This window comes from Lysobacter sp. MMG2 (genome assembly GCF_016735495.2).
Lineage (GTDB): Bacteria > Pseudomonadota > Gammaproteobacteria > Xanthomonadales > Xanthomonadaceae > Lysobacter_J.
In genome coordinates, this window is record NZ_JAERQY020000002.1 from 427,793 (window position 1) to 451,503 (window position 23,711).

Here is a 23,711-nt window from a genome sequence, read left to right on the forward strand (position 1 = left end):
CGCGCCCTCCTGTGCTGCCCTTACGGAAGCAAACGCGGTCCGCGACCCGTCCCGGCCTGTAGAATGCGCCCCCTCCGGCGCGGAATAACCGCCGCCCCTCCCGGACCGAGCCAGATGAGCCAGACCGACACGACCCTCGCCGCCGAAGGCGGCACCGACGCTGCCGTCGCCACCGCGCCGCGCAAGCTCTACATCCAGACCCACGGTTGCCAGATGAACGAGTACGACTCGGCCAAGATGGCCGACGTGCTCGCCGCCAGCGACGGCCTGGAACTGACCGACAACGCCGAAGAGGCCGACGTCATCCTGATCAACACCTGCTCGATCCGCGAGAAGGCACAGGAGAAGGTCTTCAGCCAGCTCGGCCGCTGGAAGTCGTTGAAGCAGGGTGGCAAGCCAGTCGTGATCGGCGTCGGTGGCTGCGTGGCGTCGCAGGAAGGCGAGGCGATCGTGAAGCGCGCGCCGTTCGTCGATCTGGTCTTCGGCCCGCAGACCCTGCACCGCCTGCCCGAACTCATCCAGGCCCGCCGCGACACCGGCCTGCCGCAGGTCGACATCTCCTTCCCCGAGATCGAGAAGTTCGACCGCCTGCCCGAACCGCGCGCCGAAGGCCCCAGCGCCTTCGTCTCGATCATGGAAGGCTGCAGCAAGTACTGCTCGTTCTGCGTGGTGCCGTACACGCGCGGCGAGGAAATCAGCCGCCCGTTCGAGGACGTGCTGGTGGAAGTGGCCGACCTGGCCTCGCAAGGCGTGCGGGAGATCAACCTGCTCGGCCAGAACGTCAATGCCTATCGCGGACCGTATGGCGAAGACGGCGAGATCGCCGACCTCGGCCTGCTGATCCGCGCCATCGCCGAGATCGAAGGCGTCGGCCGCATCCGCTTCACCACCTCCCACCCGCTGGAGTTCTCCGACTCGCTGGTGGAGGCCTATCGCGACGTGCCCAAGCTCGCCAACTACCTGCACCTGCCGGTGCAGGCGGGCAGCGATCGCATCCTGGCCGCGATGAAGCGCGGCTACACCGCGCTGGAGTTCAAGCAGAAGATCCGCAAGCTGCGCGCGGTGCGTCCGGACATTTCGATCAGCTCGGATTTCATCGTCGGCTTCCCCGGCGAAACCGACGCCGACTTCGACAAGACCATGAAGCTGATCGAGGACGTCGGTTTCGACCAGTCGTTCTCCTTCATCTACTCGCGCCGCCCGGGAACGCCGGCCGCCGACCTGGAAGACAACGTCTCCAGTGAGGAAAAGCACGCACGCCTGTCGCGCCTGCAGGCGCACATCAACGCGCATGCGCGATCGATCTCGGATGCAATGGTCGGCAGCACGCAGACCGTGCTGGTGGAAGGCCCGTCGAAGAAGAACCCCAACGAGCTCACCGGCAAGACCGAGAACATGCGCTCGGTGAACTTCCCCGGCCACGCGCGCCTGATCGGCCAGTTCGTGGATGTCGTCATCACCGAAGCGATGAGCAACTCGCTGCGCGGCCGCGTGGCGACGACCGGCGACAACGCGGCGGCCTGATCGTCCCGCACGCTTGAGGCGGACGCGGCGCTGCCGCGATACTCCCGCCGTGGCAATCGCGCGTCTGGGGAGGCGCGCGACGTAGCGGGTGGACCCGCCGCGGGCAATGTGCCGGCCACGATCTCCAAGGGGAACTCCGCTGGATGAACCGCCGTCCGTTGGCAGCCCTCGCGCTGTCCTTCGTGCTCCCGCTCGCGCTGACGTCGTGCGCGACCGGCTACCACAGCGCCACCAATCCCATCCTCGGCTACAGCGGCGGCTACTGGGACACCAAGGGTCCTGGCCAGCTGCTCAAGGTCGGCTTCGCCGGCAACGGCTTCATCTCGCCCGACAAGGTCGGCACTTACCTGCTCTACCGCTGCGCCGAAGTCGCCCAGCGCGAAGGCGGCACGCACTTCGTGCTCTACGCCAACCTGCCGGCGGCGATCGCCGATGCGCGCAGCAGCGACCGCACGGTGGCCTCGCTCGGCGGCAAGCCTTCAACCTACGCCTACATCCTCGTGGTGCCCGCCGACGCGCGCGACGCGCTGTCGGTGCAGGACCTGCTCACACGCCTCGGACCGGAAGTGAAGCCTGCCGCGACCCGCCAGGCCGACAGCAAGCCCGGCAACGGTGGATCGGCCCCCGACAAGGAAGTGAAGTCGTGAATCGCCTGCTGCCCCTCACCCTGTCCTGCCTCGTCGCCACCGGCCTTACCGGCTGCATGAGCATCTACAAGCTGCCGCCCGGCAAGCCGACGGCGAAGCTCGAAGTGGCCCGCGCCGGCACCGCGTGGATCTGCGCCAACACGCCGTCGCAGATCCTGCAGAAGGACAAGAACGGACGCGCGAGCATCCCGGCCGGCGAGCGCGTCACCATCGGCATGAACTTCGCCACCTCCGACGGCTACATGAACTACACGTGCACCCACAGCGTGAGCCTGGTGCCCGTCGCCGGCGCGGAGTACCTGCAGGACTTCGAGTCCGAAGGCTCGCGTTGCAGTGCGCTCGTCTACCTCAAGACCGACGACAAGCGCGTCGGCCTGGACATGGAACCCACGCTCGGCTACGGCGGGGCGGGCTGCACGCAATGAAGTTGCGACGCCTGCCGGGCGACCCGGCAGGCGTCATGGCGTGATGGGTGGTTGCGTTTGCTGCGCGCCGATCAGCTGTCGATGCGTTTGAACACGCTGTCGCTGGCGATCTGATGATCCTGCGCGCCGCGCAACTTGCGGCAGGCATCGGTCCGGGCGTCGTCTGCGCGCATCTCGGCGTCGAGTTTGTCCAACTCTCCCTCCTCCGCCCAGCGCTGCTCGACGGTGGCTTCCACGCGCGTGGCGGTGGCAACGCCGTCGATCAGTTCCGGCCTGTAGTGGAAGCCCTTCATGTACTCGCGCTGGTCACGTGACCACAGCTGGCCGTAGCGCGCCTGCAGCGCCGGATCGTCGAGCACCGCCTTTTCCAGCGTGACCGAACCGTCCGGCTTGACGAGATAGGTGATCTTGCCGCCGTACCGGCTCACGCCTTCGCTCATGAGCGTATCGATGGGCATCGCGGGCATGTGCATCTTGCGTGGCGGCCGATAGGTACCGGACGGGCCGTTGCCCGCGTACGAGAAGGTGTAGTCGATGCCTGCCGCACTGGGCACCAGGCAGGTCTGCAGCGTCGCATAGGTGCGGCCGCTGACCGCCTTTCCGTCCTTCCGCGGCGGCTGGAAACGCCACGACTGCGCCAGCCGCTCCGCCTCGCGCCGCAGCGCGTCGGGCACCTTCGCTTCATCGATGAAGCTCACCGCCGAGACGTTTCCCTGCACATCGATATCGAGCGCGGCCTTCAACTGGACGAGGATCGGCTGATACCCGGTCTCCTCCTTCGCATGCACCGACGTGGCCAGCAATACACAGGCGAGCGACACGGCCCGCACGGCAAGCGAACGCTTCATCTCCGACCCCCTCCATGTCCCCGCGCCGAGCTTAGGGCGACCCGCGGCGCCTTCGCAACGCCGGCCGGACGAGCGGAACGATGTTGAGCACGCGCGTCGGGCTGCGCACAGAAGGGTTCGCGGCGCCGGCGGGCATCACCTGTACTTGACCGGCCGCCAGTACGCTGCGGCTGCATCCCTTGGAGGTGCTGCGCGGTGAACCCATCCCCACGGCAACGTCCTGCTCCACGCCTGTTGTGGCCGCTCATGATGCTGCTCGTCAGCATCAGCGCAACCGCGCAAACGCCGGACTGCAAGACGCGGCTGCTGCGCGAGCTGGGTTGGCGCTTTGTTCCATCCGAGGAACACAGTGCAAAGATCCTGCCCGGCACGCCGTGCGAGCGCGCCGACCTCGCACAGGCGCAGGCCGCTGGCGATCTGGTCGTGCGTTTTCCCGCGCGACTGGACGCCGCCTCCCGCGCGCGCCTGGAAGATGAATTGCTCCGGCATCCCGCCACCGCTTGCGCCTATTCGTTCGCGCTGGGCGCGGCGACGCGTCGCGCGGTCGATCGACTCGCAGGCAACCCGGGCTACCGGTTTTCCGCGTTGCAGATGGGATGGATCGGGTTCGGGCCGACGGGATCGGCGCGCGATGGCTGGAAGCCCATCGCGCTGTTCGGACGCGGCTACCAGCCGCGCGGCAGCAACATGCGCGCGATCGAAGCGTTCTACGCCGGCCAGGTGCGCAGCGAGTGCGGCGTGGGCCGGCAGATCGCGCAGTACGCCACGCAGGCGGAGCTGTACGGCGGCGAAGCGTTCGACACCGAATTCGACCCCGACGAGATCGTGATCGGCACCTTCAACCGCCTGCATTCCACGCGCAGCATCCTGCTGGGATCGTCCGCCGGCACGTTCACGCGCGATGGCCGCGCGGTAGCCGCCTCGCGCACCGGACGCCAGGCTTTCATGGGCCTGCCCGGTTTCATCTTCCACGTCTTCGACCGCAGCACGCTGGACGATCTGAACAACCAGGCCGAGAACTTCGTCGTCTACGACGTGAGCGCCGATGCCGCCGCCGTGTTGCGCGAACACGAAGGCTTCGAGTACTACAACGATCGCAACCGCGCGATCTGGTCGCTGGCGCGCACGCTCCCGGGACGCAAGCCGTCGCGCTATTTCGAACGCCTGCTGCACGAACGCGACCCCGTCTTGCGCGCCGCGTTGCCGGCGCAATCACAGGCAACGCTGGCGCGCCTGGACGCCGAACTCGCCGATCCGTTCTACCGCGGCTTCGACATCTACGTGCACCGGCAGGGCGTCAAACCCGTCGGCTTCCACATCGCCCGCCTGCTCGACCGCAATCCGCGCACGCCGTTCCGCATCGAACTGGCGCTGCACAATCTGCATACCACGCTATACGAACGCTTCGTGGCTTCGCGGCTGGAAGCATGCACAAGCCAGGCGCCTCGCGATGCCGTGGAAGGCACGCTTCGGGGCCGATGAGTCGCGCCTGGCACGTGCCGGCGCATCGGTCATTTCCGTCCGATCTCCAGGTGCGTCAGATACAGGCGCAGGTCGAATTCCAGCTGGTGGTAGTCGGGCGTCATGTGCGTGCACAGTTGGTAGAACGCCTTGTTGTGCTCGGCTTCCTTCAGATGAGCCAGCTCATGCACCGCGATCATCTCCAGGAACTCGGCGGGCGCGTCGCGGAACACGCTGGCGATGCGGATCTCGCGAGAGGCCTTGAGCCGGCCGCCGTGCACGCGCGAGATGGCCGTGTGCGTGCCCAGCGCGTGCTTCATCACCTGCAGCTTGCTGTCGTAGAGCACCTTGCCCAGCGGCACGGACTTGCGCAGATGCCGGTCCTTGAGCGCCTGCACGTAATCGTAGAGCTGGCCGTCGGTTCGCACGGCATGGGACTGGCCGTACTTGTCCGCCAGCATCGCGCCCAGCCGATCCTGCACGATCAGCTCGCGCACCCGCGCCTGCAGGGATTCGGGGTAGCCGGAGAGGTATTTCAGGGGATCCATCGGCGGTGGCGGGCGGGCGCGGGCGGCGGGGTCGGGAGGTATGATGGGCCTGAAATCCCCAGCAAGAAACCGCGACATGGCCAAGGCGAATCCCCTTCAGGAACAACTGCTCAAAGCGGGCCTCGTCAAGAAGTCCAAGGTGGCCGAGGTCGCGCGTGAGCAGAACAAGGCCCGGCACGCCAAGGCGCCGTCCGGGCCCAGCGAAATCCAGCTCGAAGCCGAGCGCGCCCGCGCCGAGAAGGCCGACCGCGACCGCGCACTCGCCGCGGAGCGCAAGGAGCAGGCCCGCATCGCCGAACTTCGCGCGCAGGCGCGGCAGATCATCGAGGATCGAAAAGTGCCGCGCGCCGGTGAAAGCGAGTACCGCTTCACCGAGAGCGGCGCCATCCGCACCGTGCTCGTCAACGACGACCTGCGCAGGAAGCTCTCGTCCGGTGCGCTGGTGATCGCCCGCATCGACGAGCGTTACGAGCTGCTGCCGCGTGTCGCCGCCGACAAGGTGCGCGAACGCGACGCGACCATGATCGTGCTCGATCACGGCCAGGATGCGGGCGCCGAACCCTCTGCGACGACCTCCGAAGACGATGCGTACTACGCGCAGTTCAAGGTGCCGGACGATCTGATCTGGTGATGGCGTACCGTCGGGTGCGCTTCACTCACTTGGCCTTGTAGACCGCCTCGCCGTCCACGTACGTCGCCTGCACGGTGAGGTTGCGCAGGCCCGAGGGCGAAATCGCCAGCGGGTCCTCGCTGAGCACCACGAAATCCGCGCGCTTGCCGATGGCCAGGCTTCCCACCTGCGCTTCGGCGAAACCCGCGTACGCCGCATCGAGCGTGAAGCCGCGCAGCGCCTCGAACGCCGTCAGCTTCTCTTGCGGAAACCAGCCGCCTGCGGGCAGCCCCTGTGCATCGGCGCGCGTGGCGGCGGCGTACAGGCCGAAGCGCGGATCGACCGACTCCACCGGGAAATCCGATCCCAGCGCCAGGCGCGCGCCGCTGTCGCGCAGCTGCCGCCACGCGTACGCGCCGATGATGCGCTGCGGGCCGACGCGGTCCTGAGCCCACGGCATGTCGCTGGTCGCGTGCGTGGGCTGCATCGAGGCGATCACATGCAGTTGCGCCAGGCGCGGCAGGTCCTGCGGCGACAGCACTTGCGCATGCTCGATACGCCAGCGGTGGTCGGTGGTCGCGGCCTCGCCGCGCAGCGCCTTCGCGTAAGCCTCCAGCACGACGTGGTTGCCGCGATCGCCGATCGCATGCGTGGCGACCTGCACCTTGCAGCGCTTCGCCTTGGCGACGGCGACGGCGATCTGTTCCGGCGACATCACCATCAGGCCGAGGTTGCCGTGGTCGTCGCTGTATTCCTTGAGCATCGCTGCGCCACGACTGCCGAGCGCACCATCCGCGTACAGCTTCACCGTGCGCATCTGCAATCGGCCGGAGGGATGCGTGTACAGGCCGTCGCGGCACAGCGATTCCAGTGCATCGCTGTTGCCGTCGGCCATCGCGGTGATGCGCAGCGGCATCGCGCCGCGGTCGGCCAGGCGCTGGTAGCGCTTGAGCTCGGCCAGGCTCACGCCCGCGTCGTGCACGCCGGTGAGACCGTGTTCGACCGCCGACTGCATGCCCAGCGACAGCGCGCGTTCGGCGGTGGCTTCGTCCATCGGCGGACGCGACTGGTCGACCAGCGCCATCGCGCCGTCGACGAAAATGCCCGTCGGCTGTTTGCGCGCATCGCGTTCGATGCGGCCGCCGTCGGGTTGCCAATCTCCGGACAGGTCGCGCTTCACGCCGCGCATCGCCGCCGTGTTGGCCCAGCCGGCGTGGCCGTCGATGCGCTCCAGCCATACGGGGCGATCGGGGAACGCGGCGTCCAGGTCGGCGGCCGTCGGGAAGGTCTTCTCCGGCCAGTCGTTCTGGTCCCAGCCGCGACCGATCAGCCATGCGCCCGCAGGCAGCTGCTTTTCGAACGCCTGCAGCCGCTGCAGCACTTCCTGCTTGCTGGCCGCATCGACGAGGTCCGCGCTGAGCATCGTCATGCCCAGGCCCGAGACGTGCGCATGCGCATCGATGAGGCCGGGGATGACGGTCGCCTGCCCGGCATCGATGCGCTGGGCCTTCGGGTAGCGCTTGAGCAGCGCGTCGGTGCTGCCGAGCGCGAGGATGCGGCCGGATTCGTCGAAGGCCATCGCCTGCACCTTCGGCTGCGCGGTCTCCATCGTGTGGATGCGCGCGGCGCTGAGCACCGTCACTTCCGCCGCGACGGCCGGCCCCGACATCGCGAGCAGCGTCGCCGCCATCACCCAAACCGGATTGCGCATTTCCCCGTCCCCTGCTAGCGAAAGCCGGACTGTGCGCAAACGCGGGGCGGCAGGCAAGTGGCGGCGCGAGTCACGCCAGAAAGCGACAGGTCGCGCTCAGTCCAGCCGCTTGTGGAACCGCGCGATCGCCAGCGTCATCATCACCGCGATGAAGGCCAGCAGCGCGAGCACGTCCGGCCACAGTTCCTGCAGTCCGGCCCCGCGCAGCATGATGCCGCGCACCAGGCGCAGGAAATGCGTCAGCGGCAGCAGCTCTGCCAGCCACTGCACGACCTTCGGCATGCCGGCGAAGGGGAACATGAAGCCCGACAGCAGGATCGACGGCAGGAACACGAAGAACGTCATTTGCATCGCCTGGAACTGCGATTGCGCCTTCGTCGAGATCAACAGCCCCAGCGCGAGGTTGGCCAGGATGAGCAGCACGCCGGCCAGGTAGATATCGAGCAGGCTGCCGCGGATGGGCACGTCGAACAGCCACACGCCCAGCACCAGGATTACGGTGGTCTGGATCAGGCCGATGCCCGCGTAAGGCAGCACCTTGCCGATCATCAGCTCGCTGCTGGTCAGGGGCGTGGCGATCAGCAGTTCCATGTTGCCGCGTTCGCGCTCGCGCACGATGGCAACGCCGGTGAACAGCACCATCGTCATCGTCAGGATCACGCCGATCAGGCCCGGCACGATATTGATCGCCGAGACGCGCTGCGGGTTGTAGAAGGCGACGACGCTGATCTGGCCCGCGCCCACCTGCCCCGTGCCGCCGACGGCCCGCGAGGTGTTCACGATCGGCTGCGTCTGCAACGGCAGTTGCGCCAGCTGCACCGCCGCGCTCTGCACGACGGTGTCGCTGCCGTCGACGAGGACCTGCACGGCTTCGCGGCCCTCGAAGCGACGGCGCTCGAAATCGTGCGGGATCACCACGCCCATGCTGATCTTGCCGCGACGCAGGTCCTCCATCAGTTCCTGCGGTGAGGTCGCGCTGACGGTGGGGTCGATGACGCCGGTGGCGACCATGTCCATCACCAGCGCGCGCGATGCGGCGGTGTTGGACTGGTCGACGATGCCCGTGGCCAGCCCGCGCAGGTTGAGGTTGATCGCGTAGCCGAACAGGACCAGCTGCATCACCGGAATGCCGACGATCATCGCCAGCGTGATGCGGTCGCGGCGCATCTGCCGCAACTCCTTCATGACGATGGCGAACATGCGGCGCAGGTTCATGCGGCCTTCTCTTTCGCTTCGTCGTCGCGTCCGCGCGTGGAAGAGACGAACACGTCCTCCAGGTTCGGATGCGACGGGGCGACCTCGGCGTCGAGTCCTGCGTCGGACAGGGCCTTGCGCACGCGCCCGGCCGCATCGCCATTGCTCTGGTTGAGCACGCGCAGCGTGTTGCCGATCTGCGCGACGCTGAGCACGCCCGGCACGTTCACCAGCAGCTGCTGCGCCCGGCGCGGCTGCTGCGCCAGCACTTCCAGCGTGCGGCCGGTAAGCGCCTGGGTGAGTTCGTCCGGCGTGCCATCCGCAACGAGGACGCCACGATCGAGAATGGCGATGCGATGGCAGCGCTCGGCCTCGTCCATGTAATGCGTGGAAACCAGGATGGTGGTGCCGGCATCGGCCAGGTCGAAGAGCTTCTCCCAGAAGTCGCGGCGCGATTCGGGATCCACCGCGCTCGTCGGCTCGTCGAGGAAGAGCAGTTCGGGTTTCTGGATCACCGCGCCAGCAAGCGCCAGGCGCTGCTTCTGGCCACCGCTCATGGTGCCGGCCAGCTGCTTCTGCCGGTCGGCGAAGTGGTAGTGCTCGATCAGTTCGTCGATGCGTCTGGCGGCCTCGGCTCGCGGAACATCCTGCACGGCGGCGAGGAACTCCAGGTTCTCGCGCACCGTGAGGTCATCGAACAGCGAGAACTTCTGCGTCATGTAGCCGATGCGACGGCGCAGTTCCTCGGCCTGCTCGGGAATGCGCAACCCGAGCACTTCCACCTCGCCTTCCGTCGGCGTCAGCAGGCCGCAGAGCATGCGGATGGTGGTGGTCTTGCCCGAACCGTTGGGGCCGAGGAAGCCGTACACGTTCGCGCGCGGGACGCTCAGGTCCACGTGGTTGACCGCGACGAGTTGGCCGAAGCGCTTGGTGAGGCCGCGCGCCTGAATGGCGAGCTCGCCGGACGGGGCGTTCACTGCGCGAACTCCACGCGCACCGGCAGGCCGGCGGGCAGTTCTTCGTGCGCCTGCGTGATCTCCACCTCGGCCAGGTAGCTCAAGCGCGCCGCGTCTTCGCCGATGAGCGCGTAGTACGGCGTGAAGCTGGGCTCGCTGCGGATCATGCGCACGCGGCCTTGCAGCGGGCCGTCGCGGCCATCGAGGAACACGCGTGCGGCCTGCCCGACCTTGACGTTGGCGCGGATCGGTTCGGGCACGTAGACGCGGGCGTAAGGGCGCTCGCCCACGAGCATCACCGCCAGCGGCGCGCCGACCGGGGCTTCGTCGCCCAGACGGTACGGCAGGCTGTCGACGACGCCTTCGCGCGGCGCGATCAGGTCGAGCTTGCTCAAGGTCACCGCCTGCGTGGCGGCCTGCGCCGTTGCGGCGGCGACGGCGGAACGGCCCTGCTGGATCTGTTCGATGCGCGTGCCGCGTTCCAGTTCTTCCAGCGCGGCCTGCGCGGCGTGCACCTGCGCCTGCGCGTTGCCGGCGGCGGCGCGGGCGCGGTCGACGTCGGAGGCGGCGACGAGTTCCTGGCGACCAAGCGGTTGCAGGCGCGCGTAGTACGCGCGCGCATCGACGGCTTCGGCCTGCGCCGCGGCGAGGTTGGCACGTGCCTGTGCGATGTCCTCGCTGCGCGGACCGTGTTCGAGTTCCTGCAGCACTTCACCGGCCTGCTGCGCCTGCGCCTGCAAGGCCTGCAACTGCGATTGCGTGCGGGTGACTTCCAGTTGCAGCAGGCGCGTGCCGGCCTTGACGCGCTCGCCTTCGCGCACGTCGATGCGGACGATCTTTTCGGCCGCAGGCGCGGGCAGCGCGATCCGGTCCCATTCCAGCGTGCCCAGCGCCTGCTTCGTGTCGTCGCGGCACGCGGAGAGGGCGAGCGTCATCGCGAGCATCAGCAGCGCGTGCGTCGTCTTGCGGTTCGTGTTCATGCGATCAACTCACACCCAGTCCACGGTCCAGCAACGCCAGCGTGTGCCGGCGCAGCGCGTCGAAATCCAGATCGTCCGCCTGCAGCAGGCGGCGCCAGATCGGCGCACCGGCGGCGGGGAACAGCGTCAGTCCGACCAGCGACACCATCAGCAGGCGCGGGTCGAGGTCTTCATTGAGTTCGCCGCGCGCCTGCGCCTGGGCGAAGCGTGCGGCCATCATCCGTGGCAGCTGCGGGCCGATGCGGTCGAACAGCACGTCGCGCAGCGCGCCGCCTTCGCATAGCACCTCGCGCACCCACAGCGACGGCAGCCACGGATGCGCCGCCACCACGCGCCCCACGCCCAGCACGAAAGCGGCCACAAGCGCGGCGACGTCGTCGCCCGCGGCCATGATCGGCTCGCGCAGTTGCTGGAAGGCCGGCAGCACGCGCTCGGAGATCACCGCCTCCTGCAGCTGCGCCTTGTCGCCGAAGTAGTAATGCAGCAGCGCCGGGGTGACGCCGGCCTCGACGGCGATGCCGCGCAGGGACGTCGCGGCGATGCCTTCGCGGACGAAGCAGGCAATGGCGGCATCGAGCAGGCGCTCGCGCAGGTCGGGGCCATCGGCGCCCGGACGCCCGGGAGAGCGCCGGCCGGCGCCGGCGGGACGGCCCTTGCGGGCCTTGGGGGAGGTCTCGGCGTTCATGAGGGCATATTTAATTGTGTGATTAATTAGATCGCAAGCCCGGCCCGACGAACGGTCATGACGTGTCGGTCATGGCATGCCGGCCCGGCCCGCCTGGTCTATGGTTGGAGCCGGTCCCCATCGCCGCCTCCGCCATGGTCCACTCCGCCGCACCCACCCTCCTCCACCGTTGCGCCCTGGGCCTGTGGTTCCTCGGATTGGGGGCGCTGGGTCTGGTGCGCTGGTGGATGCGCTACGCGCGCGACGCCCGCATCTGGTCCGACGCGGTGATGCACGTCTGGTTGTGGGGCTCGTTGCTGATCATGGTGATCGGCGCGCTGTGGATCGCGGGCGTGTTCGGCACGCAATGGCGCAAGCGCGACCCGCGCTGACGTCCCTTTGCGAAATGGCACCCACGGGCGCAAGCTTGTGTGCCCCCGGCGCGCACGGCGCGCATCCCCGCACACGGAAGACCGTCCGTCGATGTCACGAACCACGTCCGAATTCGTCCTGGAGCCGGCCGAAACCGAGCGCCTGGCCAACCTCAGCGGTCCCTTCGACGGCCACCTGCGCATGATCGAACTGCGCCTGGGCGTGGAGATCGCCAACCGCGGCAACATCTTCCGCATCGTCGGCCCGCAGGACGCGGTGGGCAAGGCGGAAAGGCTGCTGCGCGACCTGTGGCGCGACGCGGCCGAAGAAACGCTCACCGAGCCTGCGATCCACCTGCGCCTGACCGAGATCGACGCCGACACCGTCGCCAACGACGACGTCGAGCCGCAGGAAGTCGCGATCCGCGTCAAGCGCGGCACCATCCGCGGGCGCGGTGCGAACCAGGCCAAGTACCTGCACGCCATCGCCACGCACGACATCAACTTCGGCATCGGCCCGGCGGGCACCGGCAAGACGTTCCTGGCCGTCGCCAGCGCCGTGGAGGCGCTGAACGAAGCGCGCGTGCAGCGCTTGATCCTGGTGCGTCCGGCGGTGGAAGCCGGCGAGAAGCTGGGCTTCCTTCCGGGCGACCTCACGCAGAAGGTCGACCCCTACCTGCGCCCGCTCTACGACGCGCTGTACGAAATGCTGGGCGTGGAGAAGGTGGTCAAGCTGCTGGAGAAGAACGTCATCGAGATCGCGCCGCTGGCGTACATGCGCGGACGCACGCTTAACGACGCGTATGTGATCCTCGACGAAGCGCAGAACACCACGATCGAGCAGATGAAGATGTTCCTGACCCGCATCGGCTACGGCAGCACCGCCGTCGTCACCGGGGACCTGACCCAGATCGATCTCCCCAAGCACCAGAAGTCCGGCCTCAAGGACGCGCTGGACGTGCTGCGCAACGTCAACGGCATCAGCTTCACCTTCTTCGAATCGCGCGACGTGGTGCGCCATCCGCTGGTGGCGCGCATCGTCAACGCCTATGACGCCCGCGACGCGCAGGACGCGGCCAGCGGCCCCTCCGCCTGAGCCTGGATGCCATGACAAAGGGCCCGATCCGTCTCGACGTCGTCATCAACTATGCGGTCCCGCGCACGGGCGTGCCGGCGGCCGTGAGCTTCCGCCGCTGGGTGGCCGCTGCGCTGGAGAGCCGCATCCGCGAGGCCGATCTCGCCATCCGCATCGTCGGCACCAAGGAAGGCCGCGCGCTCAACCACCATTACCGTGGCAAGGATTACGCGACCAACGTGCTCAGCTTCCCCGCCGAGCTGCCCGAAGGCCTGCCCGAGGGCGTGAAGATGCCGCTGCTGGGCGACCTGGTGATCTGCGCGCCCGTCGTCGCACGCGAGGCGAAGGAGCAGAAGAAGGCGCTCGCCGCCCACTACGCCCACCTCACCGTTCACGGCGTACTGCACCTGCTGGGGTGGGATCACGAGGACGAGAAGGAAGCGGTGTGCATGGAGCAGCTGGAGCGCGAGATCCTGGCCTCGCTGGGGATCGAGGATCCCTACGGGGACTGAGTCGGCGCTCGCGGCCCTGTCCGGGCCCGCCAAGCGCCCGTCATTCATCCGCGCTAGACTGGGACCGACGTCCCTTCCCCCCGGGGCGCCTGACAGATCGCAATGTCCGAGGACGACAGTAGTAGCTTCCATACGCCCGAGATCCAGGAAAGACGCTCAGACCGGCGTGGGCACGACAAGCCGCGCTCCTGGCTCGAACGCATAAGCTCGGCGCTTTCCGGCGAACCCACGAACCGTGAGGACCTGGTCGAACTCCTGCGCGATGCGCAGGCCGACGGTCTGATCGCCGCCGACACGCTGCGGATGATGGAAGGCGCCATCGCGGTGTCCGACCTGACCGTGGGCGACGTGATGATCCCGCGCTCGCAGATGGTCTCGCTGCCGGCGGACGCCAAGTTCCTGGACCTGATGAAGCAGGTGGTCGAGTCCGGCCACTCGCGCTTCCCGGTGCACGGCGAGGACAAGGACGAGATCCTGGGCGTGCTGCTGGCCAAGGACCTGCTGCGCGGCGTGGTCGCCGACTACGGCCCCGGCAACATCCACGAGCTGCTGCGCCCGGCAGTGCTGATCCCCGAATCCAAGCGCCTGAACGTGCTGCTGCGCGAGTTCCGCCAGTCGCGCAATCACATGGCCATCGTCATCGACGAACACGGCGGCGTGGCCGGCCTGGTGACGATCGAAGACGTGCTGGAGCAGATCGTCGGCGAGATCGACGACGAACACGACGACGCCGAAGACCCGAACGCGCTGATCGCCGCGCAGGCCGACGGCCAGTTCGTGGTCGATGCACTCACGCCGATTTCAGATTTCAACGAGCGCTTCGGTGCCGACTTCGATGACGACGAGTACGACACCATCGGCGGCCTGGTCACGGCCGCGATCGGCCACCTGCCCGAAGCCGGCGAGGAGCTCACGCTGGGCCGCTTCGTGTTCCGCGTCTCCGGCGCCGACGCGCGCCGCGTGCACGCCTTCCATGTCGGGGTGCTGGGTGACGCGTAAGCACGGCGCGCCGCGTCGCCTGTTCGCGCTGATCGTCCTGCTGCTGGCGTTCCTCGCCGTTCCCGCGTTCGCCTCCACGCCGCGCATCGGCGTGGTCACGATGCAGCCGGGCGAGATCTTCTTCGAGCGCTTCGGCCACAACGCGATCGTCGTGGTCGATCCCGAGTCGGGCCAGGCGATCTCCTACAACTACGGCTTCTTCGATCCCAGCGAGCCGGACTTCGTCAGCCGCTTCGTCAAGGGCGACATGCGCTACCGCCTGATGGCCCTGCCCTTCGAGCAGGACCTGATGCAGTACCGCGAGGAAGGCCGCGGCGTCAGCGTGCAATGGCTGGACCTGGACGAAGCGCAGGCGCGCGCGCTGGCCGATGCGCTGGCCGAGAACGCCAAGCCCGAGAACGCGTTCTACAAGTACGAATACTTCGACGACAACTGCTCCACGCGCGTGCGCGACATGCTCGACCGCGCGCTCGACGGCGGACTGCGCCGGCAGATCGAAGGCCGCTCGCACGGCTCCACCGCACGCAGCGAAGCGGTGCGCCTGGCCTCGCCGGCGTGGTGGATGTGGCTGGGTTTCGACGTCGGCCTGGGGCCGTCGTCCGACCAGCCGATGCCGGTATGGCGCGAGTCCTACGTGCCGATGCGCCTGGCCGCCGCGCTGCGCGAAGTGAAGAACACGCAAGGCCGGCCGCTGGTGCTCGAGGAACAGGAACTGCTCCCGCATCGCCTGCCGCCCGAACCGCAGGACGCCCCGGTGCGCTGGTGGCCGTGGGCGCTGGCCGGCATCGCGATCGGCATCGCACTGGCATGGCTCGGACGCGCGCGTCCGTGCGTCGCCGCCGCGGTCGCGCTGCCGTTCTGGACGCTGGCCGGCCTGCTTGGCGCGCTGATGCTGTTCCTCTGGCTCGGCACGCAGCACACCTACGGCTGGGCCAACGCCAACCTGCTGCTGCTCAGCCCGCTGTGCTGGCTGCTGCTGCCCGGTGGCTGGCGCGTGCTGCGCGGACGCGATCCCGGACGCTGGTTCCGCGGCGTGCTGGCCGTCGTCGCACTGGGCGCGGTCGCATCGCTGTTCGTGTACTGGCTGCCGGTGACCCCGCAACGCAACGTGCACTGGATCGCGCTGCTGCTGCCGATCCACCTGGGCCTGCTGCAGGCGTTCCGCGCGCGACGCTGAGCGCTTGCCGCGCCGGCGCGGCGGGCGCAGGATTTGCGCATGAGCACGCCTGCCAAATCCCTGCCCGCCGCCGAGGCCCTTCGCCCCAATCTGCCATCCTGCGTGGTCAACTGCGCAGTGTACGAACGCGGCGGGAAACGCCGCGAGATCAGCCTGGACGAGATCAGCGAAGTCCTGGCGAAGGACGATGACAACTTCATCTGGGTCGGCCTGTACGAACCGGCCGAGGCGATCCTCGACAAGCTGCAGGAGGAATTCTGCCTGCACGACCTCGCCGTCGAGGACGCACGCAACGCGCACCAGCGACCGAAGATCGAAACCTACGGCAACTCGCTCTTCATCGTCGTGCATACCGCGCAGAGCGTGGACACCCACATCCGCTTCGGCGAGACGCACATCTTCGTCGGCCCGCGCTACCTGGTGACGGTGCGCCACGGCGCATCGGCCAGCTATGCGCCGGCGCGCGCGCGTTACGAACGGGATGCCGACGACCTCGCCCACGGCCCCGGCGCGGCGCTCTACACGGTGCTGGACCTGGTCGTCGACAACTTCCAGCCGATCGTCCAGGAGTTCAGCCAGGACCTCAACGAACTGGAGCAGGACATCTTCGCCGAGGAATTCCGCAGCGACACGGTGAAGCACCTGTACGACCTCAAGCGCGAGCTCACCCGCCTGCGCATGGCGGTGTCGCCGTTGCAGGACATCCTCGGCCAGCTCTCGCGCGCGCGCACGAACCTCATCGACGAGGAAAGCCAGCTCTACTTCCGCGACGTCCTCGACCACGCCGTGCGCTTGAACGAGACCACCGACACCCTGCGTGAAATGCTGACCGCCGCGATGAGCGTGAACCTGTCGCTGGTGACGATCCACCAGGGCGAGGTCGTCAAACGCCTCGCCGGCTGGGCCGCGCTGCTGGCCGCGCCGACCCTCATCACCAGCTGGTACGGCATGAACTTCACGCACATGCCCGAGCTGGAGGGACGCTACAGCTACTGGATCCTCATCGGACTGGTCGTGGTGGCGTGCTCGGGGCTGTACGTGCTGCTCAAGCGCGCCAAGTGGCTGTAAACACTGGAGTTCCCTGCTTCGCTTAGACCAAAGTCGCAGGCGACTTGCCGCATTGCGCATTGACCCGGCGCCCGCGCCGGCGCGACTCTTCGGTGATCCTTCCGGAGGGGATGTCATGAAAGGTTTGTCCTGGATCGGCTGGGCCGCCCTGGCGGTACTGGCGGCGTTCTGCATCGGCACCATCGCCCTGCATCGCGGCGAAACCATCAACGCGATATGGCTGGTGGTGGCGGCGGTGGCGACGTTCACCGTCGCGTTCCGCTTCTACGGCCTCTACATCGCGCGCAATGCGCTGATGATCGACGGCAGCCGCGCGACGCCCGCCTGGCGCCGCAACGACGGCCTGGACTACGTTCCGACCGCCAAGAGCATCGTTTTCGGACACCACTTCGCCGCCATCGCCGGCGCCGGCCCGCTGGTCGGCCCGGTGCTCGCCGCGCAGATGGGCTACCTGCCCGGCACGTTGTGGATCCTGTTCGGCGTGGTCCTGGCCGGCGCGGTGCAGGACATGCTGGTGCTGTTCTTCTCCACGCGCCGCGACGGCCGCTCGCTGGGCGAGATGATCCGCGCCGAGATGGGCCCCGCCGCGGGCGTGATCTCGATGGTCGGCATCCTGATGATCATGGTGATCCTGCTGGCGGTGCTGGCGCTGGTGGTGGTGAAGGCGCTGGCGGAAAGCCCGTGGGGCACGTTCACCGTCGCGATGACGATCCCGATCGCGATCCTGATGGGCCTGTACCTGCGCTACTTCCGCCCGGGCCGCATCCTGGAAGTGTCGATCATCGGCTTCGTGCTGCTGATGCTGGCGATCTGGAGCGGCGGCCTGGTGGCGGCGCACCCGACGTGGGGCCCGATCTTCCACCTCAAGGGCACGACGCTGGCGTGGCTGATGATCGCCTACGGCTTCATCGCATCGGTGCTGCCGGTGTGGTTCCTGCTGGCGCCGCGCGATTACCTCTCCACGTTCCTGAAGATCGGCACGGTGCTGGTGCTCGCCATCGCGATCGTCTTCGCGATGCCGGAACTGCAGATGCCGGCGATGACCAAATTCATCGACGGAACCGGCCCGGTGTTCTCGGGCAAGCTCTTCCCGTTCCTGTTCATCACCATCGCGTGCGGCGCCGTCTCGGGGTTCCACTCGCTGATCAGCTCGGGCACCACGCCGAAGATGATCGCCAGCGAGTCCGACATCCCGATGGTCGGTTACGGCGGCATGCTGATGGAGGCCTTCGTCGCGATCATGGCGCTCATCGCCGCATGCGTGCTGCAGCCGGGCGTGTACTTCGCGATGAACTCGCCCGCCGCGCTGATCGGCACCACGGCCGAATCGGCCGCTGCGGCGATCTCAAGCTGGGGCTTCGTGCTGACGCCTGATGTGCTGACGGCCACCGCTAAGGAAATCGGCGAGCAGACCATCCTCTCGCGCACCGGCGGCGCGCCAACGCTCGCGGTGGGCATGGCGCAGATCCTGCACGGGCTGATCCCGGGCGAAGGGATGATGGCGTTCTGGTACCACTACGCGATCCTGTTCGAAGCGCTCTTCATCCTGACCACCGTCGACGCCGGCACGCGCGTGGCGCGCTTCATGATCCAGGAGCTGGTGGGCCTGGCCTACACGCCGTTCAAGGAGACCGAGAGCTGGGCGAGCAACATCGTCTGCACGCTCATCGCCGTCTCGCTGTGGGGCTACTTCCTCTACCAGGGCGTGGTCGATCCGCTGGGCGGCATCAACACCTTGTGGCCGCTGTTCGGCATTGCCAACCAGATGCTCGCGGGCATCGCACTGGTGTTCTGCAGCGTGGTGATGGTGAAGATGAAGCGCGAGAAGTTCCTGTGGATCCCGCTGATCCCGACCGCGTGGCTGCTGATCTGCACGCTCACCGCCGGCTGGCAGAAGCTGTTCCACCCGGACCCGAAGATCGGCTTCATCGCCAACGCCCGCAAGTTCGCCGACGCCGCCGCGCGCGGCGAGGTGCTGGCACCGGCGAAGTCGATGGACGACATGTCGCGCGTGATCTTCAACAACTACCTCGACGCGGGGCTGTGCGCGCTGTTCGTCGCGGTCGTGGTGGCGACCGTGTTCTTCGGCCTGCGCGCCGCGTTCGCCGCGCGTCGCACCAACCTGCCGACTGCGAAGGAGACCGACTATGTCGCGCTCGACGCCATCGCCCGCTGACGTCGGCCGCGTGGCCCTGGACCTGCTCGCACGCTGGTGGCGTGCGAGCTGCCAGACCGCGCGCCTGGCCATCGGCATTCCCGACTACGACGTGTACGCCGCGCACGTGCGGCGCAACCACCCGGACCGCGAACCGATGACGCGCGACGAGTTCTTCCGCGAGCGGATGGATGCGCGGTACGGGAAGGGGCGCAGTCGCTGTTGTTGAGGCGGATACCTGACACGGAAAAGGCGCCGCAAGGCGCCTTTTTCTTTTGCCGCAATGCTCGCCGCCCGAAGCTCCGTGATCCCGTAGCCCGGGTAAGCGCAGCGCACCCGGGACGCCACCGCAACGGAGACCCCGGGTGCGCTGCGCTTACCCGGGCTACGCGTGCTGCAGTCCGCGACGGGGCGCCGTCGATGCGCCTCAACCGGCTACGAGTCTGACTTCGGAATGCCGCCACTCCGCCGGATCGCCCCGGCACTCCAGAAGCCCGCCTTCGATCAGCGCGACGACACGGCTCGCCACGAGCTCTGCATCGTCCACGTCGTCAGGAAATTCCAGGTCGCGGGAAGTCATCGCCACGGCGATCACCATGGCCACCTTCTGCCAGTGTGCATTGGCGAATCCAAGAATGAACCGGTCCACCTGTTCGACGACGGCGTCAACCATGCTCAGTTCGCCAGCGACCGCAGGATCAACCCCATCACATACGCCAGCCCCGTGCCCGTCGCATAACCCAGCGTGCCGAGCAATGCGCCCACCGGCGCGAGTGAGGGATGGAATGCCGACGCGACCACCGGCGCCGACGCGGGCCCGCCAATGTTGCTCTGCGAGCCGATCGCGAAATAGAAGAACGGCACGTGCAGCAGCTTGCCGACCAGCCACAGCAGCACGATGTGGATCATCAGCCACACCAGGCCCAGCAGGTACAGCCACGGGCGGTCGAACAGCGCCAGGATGTCCATCTGCATGCCGATGCTGGCGATCAGGAAGTACAGCAGCAGCGTGCCGATGTTGGATGCGCCCGCGCCTTCCAGCGTGCGTGCGCGGGTGAAGCTCAGGCCCAGGCCGACGAAGGTGGAGATCAGCACCACCCACACGAACGGTTCGTGCAGGCTCACCGCGCGCGCCCAGCTCACGTTCGCGCCGAACCACGCCGACAGCGGCGACGCCAGCGCGTGCGCCAGGCCCACCGTCCCGAACGCGATGCCGACGATCACCATCAGATCGGTCAGCGTCGGAATGCGGCTGTGCTGCGCCTTGAACGCAGCGAGCTTTTCCTTGAGCTCATCGATGGCGCGCGTGTCGGCGCCGCTGCGTGCGTCGATGGCCGCGGAGCGTCCGGCGAGGAAGATCAGCGCCGCCATCCACACGTAACCCACACCGACGTCGACGACCGCGAACTGCCCGAACGTCGTCGCGTTGACCTGGAAGATCTCCTTCATCGCCAGCATGTTCGCGCCGCCGCCGATCCAGCTGCCGGCCAGCGCGGTCATGCCCGCCCACGTATCGCCTGCGACCGTTTCCGGATGCACCGCCTTGAACAGCAGGAAGGCGAGGACGCCGCCCAGCATCACGCTGATCGACGCCGCCGCGTACATCGCCACCAGCTTCGGTCCCAGGCGCAACACGGCCTTGAGGTCGATCGACAGTGTCAGCAACACCAGCGCCGCAGGCAGCAGCACGCGGCTGGCGACGGGGTTGTAGAGCTTGCTGTGCTCGCCGTCGATGACGCCGAAGGTGTTGAACAGCCCCGGGATCAGGTAGCACAGCAGCAACGCCGGAACGATCGAATAGAACTTCCGGAACGACTGCAGCGACGAGGTCCAGAACACCGCTCCGAGCGTGGCGGCGATCAGCCCCAGTATCACGATGTCGTTGGTGATCAGCGCGGTACTCGGGGCGTCGTGCATTCGGGCGGATCCGGGGCTTGGCGATGCTGGAGGGTATCAGCCGGCGCGGATCAGTGGCGAGGGCCCTGCGGCACATATCACGCCACTCTCAGGCGTGACGCACCCCGCTTTCGCCGCGCCGGTCGTTCAAGGTCAGCGCGGTGTCGTTGCCCATGTACTGGCGGCGATAACGCAGGTAGCCGGCGGGCTCGTGCACTCCGGCGAATAAGGTGAAGCCACCGTAGGAATCATGGACGTAGTCGGCGAAGAAGTTGGCCAAGGCCGGTGCGACGGGCGCCGCCTTGCGGATGTAGTCGGCGATCTCGCCTGCCTCGGATTCCAATTGCACGTGTTTGCGAATGTTGTTGGCGGGGCCGATACCGGGCCCGAGGTCCACGACATCCCTTACATAACTGCGAACCGGCGATTCGAGCAGCGCGAGGTCGGCGAGGAATCCGTTGTTGGCGTTACTCAGGTTTTCGCGGTCACCGTGGGAGGCACGCTCAACCCACGGAAGTTTCGTGTAGGTGTCCCGCACCTGATACCGCCAGCACAGGTAGGGCATCAGCCACTCGCGCAGACGGCGCGGTTGCGGGCCCATCGCGGCGGTGAAGGCGTCATAGGCTTGCTGCAGGACGGGGTCAATGGCGAAGGGGTCGTAACCTGCTTCAATGGAATCAGCGTTCGCCGCTTCCTTGTCCAGCGGCACCTGCGCCTGTCCACGCGAAGGTTTCTAGTTACCGCAAAGCTGGCAAACCAGAACTTGGGAAAGAAGGCGGAGGAGGGTTCCTCCGCCTTCCGATGACATCACTGGCCGATGTACTGCTTCAACCAAGCATTGACCGTGTCGTGCCACTGGATCGAGTTGGCGGGCTTGAGCACCCAATGGTTCTCGTCAGGGAAGTACAGGAACTGCGACGGCACGCCCTGGCGCTGCAACGCGGTGAACGCGCCGATGCCCTGCTCCACCGGGATGCGGAAGTCCTGCTGGCCGTGCACGACGAGCATCGGCACGCGCCAGTTCTTGACGTGGTTGACCGGGTTGAACTTCTCGTAGTTGTCCGGCTTGTCGATCGCGCTGCCGCCCTGCTCCCAGTCGGTGAACCACAACTCCTCGGTGGCGAAGCCCATGCCGCGCTGGTCGAACACCCCGTCGTGGCTCACCAGGCACTTCCACGGCTGGTTCCAGTTGCCGGCGATCCAGTTGACCATGAAGCCGCCGTAGCTGGCGCCCAGCGCACAGGCCTTGTCGCCGTCGAGGAAGGCGTACTGCTGCTGCGCCGCGGCCCAGCCCTTCTGCAGGTCTTCCAGCGGGCGGTCGCCCCAGTGCTGGCTGATCGCATCGGTGAACGCCTGGCCGTAACCGGTGGAACCGTGGAAGTCGATCATCACCACCGCATAGCCCTGGCCCGCGTACGTCTGCGGGTTCCAGCGGTAGCTCCAGCCGTTGCCGAAGCTGCCCTGCGGGCCGCCGTGGATGAGGAACGCAACCGGATACTTCTTGCCTTCCTGGTAGTTCCACGGCTTGACGATGAAGCCGTGCACGGTGTCGCCGTTCCAACCCTTGAAGTCGAACTGTTCGAAGTCGCCGAACGACACGTTCGGCAGGCGCTCGCCCGTGGTCTGCGTGATCGCGCGCAGCGGCGCGGACGCATCATTGCTGGTGGTGTACAGCAAGTCGCCGGTCTTGAGCGTGTTGCGCGTCAGCGCGAGCGTCGGGCCGGCAAGGTCGATCGCCGAGATGCTGCCCTCGCCCACCAGCTTCTTCGCCTCGCCCGTGGCGATGTCGACCACGAACAGCGGATGCTCACCCATGTCGGTGGCCGGCGTGAGGATGGTCTTGCCGTCGGCGCTCAACGTGATGCTGTCGGCGGAGCGGTCCCACTTCGGCGCGATCTCACGCGTCTTGCCGCTGGCCAGGTCCATTTCCATCAGGCCGAAGCGGTCGGCTTCGAAGCCCGGGCGCTTCATCGCGCGGTAGAACAGCGTCTTGCCGTCGCTGCTGAAGGTCGCGCCCGTGTCCCACGCCGGGTTCGACGCGGTGAGATTCTTCGCCGCGCCCGTGCCGTCGGCGTTGACCTGGTACAGGTCGAAGTTGGTTGAGGTCGGTTCCTTCGCATCGGCGATGCGTGCGCTGAACACCAGCGTGTTGCCGTCCGGCGACCACGTGTATTCGGTGCTGTCGCCGAACGGACGCGACGGCACATCGCCGTTGACTCCGCCGCTGACGAGCGTCGCCGTCGTCGCGGCCTTGTCGCCCAGCGTCGTCACGAACAGGCGATTGAGGCGACCGTCGTTCCACGCATCCCAGTGGCGGATGAACATGCGGTCGAAGACCACGCCGGTGTTCGTCTGCGCGCCGCGCGCGTCGAGCTTCTTCTTCGAGCAGGCCAGGTCGGCCTTGCAGTCGGGGAAGGTCTCCAGGTTCACCGCCACGCGCTTGCCGTCGGGCGAGAGCTTGTAGCCGCCCACGTCGGTGGAAAGATCGGTGACCTGCTTCGGCGTGCCGCCAGCGGCGGGAATCGCGTACAGCTGCATCGAACCGCCCTTCGCGCTGAGGAAGTACACCGTCCTGCCGTCGGGCGAGAAGCTGGGCGAGTTGACGTTCCAGCCTTCCGGCGTGAGGCGCACCGGCGGTGCGGCGTCGCGCGCCATCAGGTCTTCGATGTACAGCGCGGTGGACGACTTGTTCGCCGCCATGTCCACCACGCGCTTGGCGAACACCACGCGGCGGCCGTCGGGCGAAAGCGTCGGCGAGGAAACGCGCTCCAGCGCGGCGAGGTCGCGCACCTCGAAGCCGCGCGCGAGCGCGGAGGTGGAACCGCAAGCCAGCAGCAGGGCGAGCGGGAGGATGGCGTGGCGTGGCGTCATGGTGGTGTTCTCGATAGCG

At 67.6% G+C, this 23,711-nt stretch carries 24 protein-coding genes; 13 read left to right on the plus strand and 11 right to left on the minus strand.

The features are described from left to right. Nucleotides 1-114 precede the first annotated feature (114 nt). The 3 genes from miaB to JI752_RS09990 all read left to right on the plus strand — a co-directional run bounded on the left by miaB (nucleotide 115) and on the right by JI752_RS09990 (nucleotide 2,596). Complete coding sequence (gene miaB, locus JI752_RS09980; RefSeq protein ID WP_216963077.1) at nucleotides 115-1,524, plus strand: tRNA (N6-isopentenyl adenosine(37)-C2)-methylthiotransferase MiaB; 1,410 nt, start codon at nucleotides 115-117, stop codon at nucleotides 1,522-1,524. Between the two features lie 143 nt (nucleotides 1,525-1,667). Then, nucleotides 1,668-2,171, plus strand: coding sequence for a hypothetical protein (locus tag JI752_RS09985; RefSeq protein ID WP_216963080.1), 504 nt, complete (start codon nucleotides 1,668-1,670; stop codon nucleotides 2,169-2,171). After that, nucleotides 2,168-2,596, plus strand: coding sequence for a hypothetical protein (locus JI752_RS09990; RefSeq protein WP_216963082.1), 429 nt, complete (start codon nucleotides 2,168-2,170; stop codon nucleotides 2,594-2,596). Before JI752_RS09985 ends, JI752_RS09990 begins: the two co-directional genes overlap by 4 nt. 71 nt (nucleotides 2,597-2,667) lie before the next feature. Here JI752_RS09990 and JI752_RS09995 read toward each other — a convergent pair whose 3' ends face one another. Next, entirely contained in the window at nucleotides 2,668-3,444 is a 777-nt protein-coding gene (locus JI752_RS09995; RefSeq protein ID WP_216963085.1) for an energy transducer TonB, read from the minus strand. A gap of 246 nt (nucleotides 3,445-3,690) precedes the next feature. On the opposite strand from JI752_RS09995, the gene JI752_RS10000 reads away from it, so the two are divergent. Further along, a complete protein-coding gene (locus JI752_RS10000; RefSeq protein WP_216963089.1) occupies nucleotides 3,691-4,926 on the plus strand; it encodes a hypothetical protein in 1,236 nt (411 codons plus the stop codon). A gap of 29 nt (nucleotides 4,927-4,955) precedes the next feature. Here JI752_RS10000 and JI752_RS10005 read toward each other — a convergent pair whose 3' ends face one another. Next, complete coding sequence (locus JI752_RS10005) at nucleotides 4,956-5,453, minus strand: M48 family metallopeptidase (protein WP_216963092.1); 498 nt, start codon at nucleotides 5,451-5,453, stop codon at nucleotides 4,956-4,958. Between the two features lie 76 nt (nucleotides 5,454-5,529). Between JI752_RS10005 and JI752_RS10010 the strand changes: the two genes are divergently transcribed. Beyond that, nucleotides 5,530-6,084, plus strand: a complete 555-nt coding sequence (locus tag JI752_RS10010) for a DUF2058 domain-containing protein (protein ID WP_216963095.1) — start codon at nucleotides 5,530-5,532, stop codon at nucleotides 6,082-6,084. Nucleotides 6,085-6,109: 25 nt separating this feature from the next. Here the strand turns inward: JI752_RS10010 and JI752_RS10015 are convergent, their stop codons facing one another. From JI752_RS10015 to JI752_RS10035, 5 genes are all read right to left on the minus strand, one after another. Continuing rightward, nucleotides 6,110-7,774, minus strand: a complete 1,665-nt coding sequence (locus JI752_RS10015; protein ID WP_216963097.1) for an amidohydrolase — start codon at nucleotides 7,772-7,774, stop codon at nucleotides 6,110-6,112. Nucleotides 7,775-7,870: 96 nt separating this feature from the next. Continuing rightward, nucleotides 7,871-8,989: an ABC transporter permease gene (locus JI752_RS10020; RefSeq protein ID WP_216963100.1), complete on the minus strand. Its 1,119-nt coding sequence runs from the start codon at nucleotides 8,987-8,989 to the stop codon at nucleotides 7,871-7,873. Then, nucleotides 8,986-9,918 carry an ABC transporter ATP-binding protein gene (locus tag JI752_RS10025; RefSeq protein WP_216964263.1) on the minus strand — a complete coding sequence of 311 codons (933 nt, stop codon included), beginning with the start codon at nucleotides 9,916-9,918 and terminating at the stop codon, nucleotides 8,986-8,988. The genes JI752_RS10020 and JI752_RS10025 overlap by 4 nt, the downstream gene beginning before the upstream one ends. Nucleotides 9,919-9,941: 23 nt before the next feature. Beyond that, on the minus strand, nucleotides 9,942-10,868 hold the full coding sequence (locus JI752_RS10030; RefSeq protein WP_216964266.1) for an HlyD family efflux transporter periplasmic adaptor subunit: 927 nt from the start codon (nucleotides 10,866-10,868) through the stop codon (nucleotides 9,942-9,944). Nucleotides 10,869-10,908: 40 nt separating this feature from the next. Beyond that, on the minus strand, nucleotides 10,909-11,589 hold the full coding sequence (locus tag JI752_RS10035) for a TetR/AcrR family transcriptional regulator (RefSeq protein WP_216963102.1): 681 nt from the start codon (nucleotides 11,587-11,589) through the stop codon (nucleotides 10,909-10,911). A gap of 134 nt (nucleotides 11,590-11,723) precedes the next feature. On the opposite strand from JI752_RS10035, the gene JI752_RS10040 reads away from it, so the two are divergent. From JI752_RS10040 to JI752_RS10075, 8 genes are all read left to right on the plus strand, one after another. Then, nucleotides 11,724-11,960: a hypothetical protein gene (locus tag JI752_RS10040; RefSeq protein WP_216963105.1), complete on the plus strand. Its 237-nt coding sequence runs from the start codon at nucleotides 11,724-11,726 to the stop codon at nucleotides 11,958-11,960. A gap of 91 nt (nucleotides 11,961-12,051) precedes the next feature. After that, entirely contained in the window at nucleotides 12,052-13,035 is a 984-nt protein-coding gene (locus JI752_RS10045; RefSeq protein WP_216963108.1) for a PhoH family protein, read from the plus strand. A gap of 11 nt (nucleotides 13,036-13,046) precedes the next feature. Continuing rightward, nucleotides 13,047-13,526, plus strand: a complete 480-nt coding sequence (gene ybeY, locus JI752_RS10050) for an rRNA maturation RNase YbeY (protein ID WP_216963124.1) — start codon at nucleotides 13,047-13,049, stop codon at nucleotides 13,524-13,526. Nucleotides 13,527-13,628: 102 nt separating this feature from the next. Continuing rightward, nucleotides 13,629-14,525, plus strand: coding sequence for a transporter associated domain-containing protein (locus JI752_RS10055; RefSeq protein WP_216963138.1), 897 nt, complete (start codon nucleotides 13,629-13,631; stop codon nucleotides 14,523-14,525). Between the two features lie 19 nt (nucleotides 14,526-14,544). Continuing rightward, nucleotides 14,545-15,702: a DUF4105 domain-containing protein gene (locus JI752_RS10060; RefSeq protein ID WP_254200640.1), complete on the plus strand. Its 1,158-nt coding sequence runs from the start codon at nucleotides 14,545-14,547 to the stop codon at nucleotides 15,700-15,702. Nucleotides 15,703-15,741: 39 nt separating this feature from the next. After that, on the plus strand, nucleotides 15,742-16,770 hold the full coding sequence (corA, locus tag JI752_RS10065) for a magnesium/cobalt transporter CorA (RefSeq protein ID WP_216963143.1): 1,029 nt from the start codon (nucleotides 15,742-15,744) through the stop codon (nucleotides 16,768-16,770). 115 nt (nucleotides 16,771-16,885) lie between these two features. Then, nucleotides 16,886-18,946 carry a carbon starvation CstA family protein gene (locus tag JI752_RS10070; RefSeq protein ID WP_216963147.1) on the plus strand — a complete coding sequence of 687 codons (2,061 nt, stop codon included), beginning with the start codon at nucleotides 16,886-16,888 and terminating at the stop codon, nucleotides 18,944-18,946. Continuing rightward, the gene (locus JI752_RS10075) at nucleotides 18,918-19,154 is read left to right on the plus strand and encodes a YbdD/YjiX family protein (RefSeq protein WP_216963150.1); all 237 of its coding nucleotides are present in this window, start codon (nucleotides 18,918-18,920) and stop codon (nucleotides 19,152-19,154) included. Before JI752_RS10070 ends, JI752_RS10075 begins: the two co-directional genes overlap by 29 nt. 198 nt (nucleotides 19,155-19,352) lie before the next feature. Here JI752_RS10075 and JI752_RS10080 read toward each other — a convergent pair whose 3' ends face one another. The 4 genes from JI752_RS10080 to JI752_RS10095 form a co-directional block, all read right to left on the minus strand. Continuing rightward, entirely contained in the window at nucleotides 19,353-19,598 is a 246-nt protein-coding gene (locus tag JI752_RS10080) for a DUF3658 domain-containing protein (protein ID WP_216963153.1), read from the minus strand. Nucleotides 19,599-19,600: 2 nt separating this feature from the next. Next, nucleotides 19,601-20,842: a DUF819 family protein gene (locus tag JI752_RS10085; RefSeq protein ID WP_216963155.1), complete on the minus strand. Its 1,242-nt coding sequence runs from the start codon at nucleotides 20,840-20,842 to the stop codon at nucleotides 19,601-19,603. Nucleotides 20,843-20,930: 88 nt separating this feature from the next. Then, a complete protein-coding gene (locus tag JI752_RS10090; protein ID WP_216963158.1) occupies nucleotides 20,931-21,530 on the minus strand; it encodes a hypothetical protein in 600 nt (199 codons plus the stop codon). Between the two features lie 98 nt (nucleotides 21,531-21,628). After that, nucleotides 21,629-23,692, minus strand: a complete 2,064-nt coding sequence (locus JI752_RS10095; RefSeq protein ID WP_216963161.1) for a S9 family peptidase — start codon at nucleotides 23,690-23,692, stop codon at nucleotides 21,629-21,631. Nucleotides 23,693-23,711 lie beyond the last annotated feature (19 nt).

Coding starts and splice junctions, on each gene's coding strand:
- miaB (WP_216963077.1), top strand. CDS start 115: ATGAGCCAGACCGACACGACCCTCGCCGCCGAAGGCGGCACCGACGCT.
- JI752_RS09985 (WP_216963080.1), top strand. CDS start 1,668: ATGAACCGCCGTCCGTTGGCAGCCCTCGCGCTGTCCTTCGTGCTCCCG.
- JI752_RS09995 (WP_216963085.1), bottom strand. CDS start 3,444: ATGAAGCGTTCGCTTGCCGTGCGGGCCGTGTCGCTCGCCTGTGTATTG.
- JI752_RS10000 (WP_216963089.1), top strand. CDS start 3,691: ATGATGCTGCTCGTCAGCATCAGCGCAACCGCGCAAACGCCGGACTGC.
- JI752_RS10005 (WP_216963092.1), bottom strand. CDS start 5,453: ATGGATCCCCTGAAATACCTCTCCGGCTACCCCGAATCCCTGCAGGCG.
- JI752_RS10010 (WP_216963095.1), top strand. CDS start 5,530: ATGGCCAAGGCGAATCCCCTTCAGGAACAACTGCTCAAAGCGGGCCTC.
- JI752_RS10015 (WP_216963097.1), bottom strand. CDS start 7,774: ATGCGCAATCCGGTTTGGGTGATGGCGGCGACGCTGCTCGCGATGTCG.
- JI752_RS10020 (WP_216963100.1), bottom strand. CDS start 8,989: ATGAACCTGCGCCGCATGTTCGCCATCGTCATGAAGGAGTTGCGGCAG.
- JI752_RS10030 (WP_216964266.1), bottom strand. CDS start 10,868: ATGCTCGCGATGACGCTCGCCCTCTCCGCGTGCCGCGACGACACGAAG.
- JI752_RS10035 (WP_216963102.1), bottom strand. CDS start 11,589: ATGAACGCCGAGACCTCCCCCAAGGCCCGCAAGGGCCGTCCCGCCGGC.
- JI752_RS10040 (WP_216963105.1), top strand. CDS start 11,724: ATGGTCCACTCCGCCGCACCCACCCTCCTCCACCGTTGCGCCCTGGGC.
- JI752_RS10045 (WP_216963108.1), top strand. CDS start 12,052: ATGTCACGAACCACGTCCGAATTCGTCCTGGAGCCGGCCGAAACCGAG.
- ybeY (WP_216963124.1), top strand. CDS start 13,047: ATGACAAAGGGCCCGATCCGTCTCGACGTCGTCATCAACTATGCGGTC.
- JI752_RS10055 (WP_216963138.1), top strand. CDS start 13,629: ATGTCCGAGGACGACAGTAGTAGCTTCCATACGCCCGAGATCCAGGAA.
- corA (WP_216963143.1), top strand. CDS start 15,742: ATGAGCACGCCTGCCAAATCCCTGCCCGCCGCCGAGGCCCTTCGCCCC.
- JI752_RS10070 (WP_216963147.1), top strand. CDS start 16,886: ATGAAAGGTTTGTCCTGGATCGGCTGGGCCGCCCTGGCGGTACTGGCG.
- JI752_RS10075 (WP_216963150.1), top strand. CDS start 18,918: ATGTCGCGCTCGACGCCATCGCCCGCTGACGTCGGCCGCGTGGCCCTG.
- JI752_RS10080 (WP_216963153.1), bottom strand. CDS start 19,598: ATGGTTGACGCCGTCGTCGAACAGGTGGACCGGTTCATTCTTGGATTC.
- JI752_RS10085 (WP_216963155.1), bottom strand. CDS start 20,842: ATGCACGACGCCCCGAGTACCGCGCTGATCACCAACGACATCGTGATA.
- JI752_RS10095 (WP_216963161.1), bottom strand. CDS start 23,692: ATGACGCCACGCCACGCCATCCTCCCGCTCGCCCTGCTGCTGGCTTGC.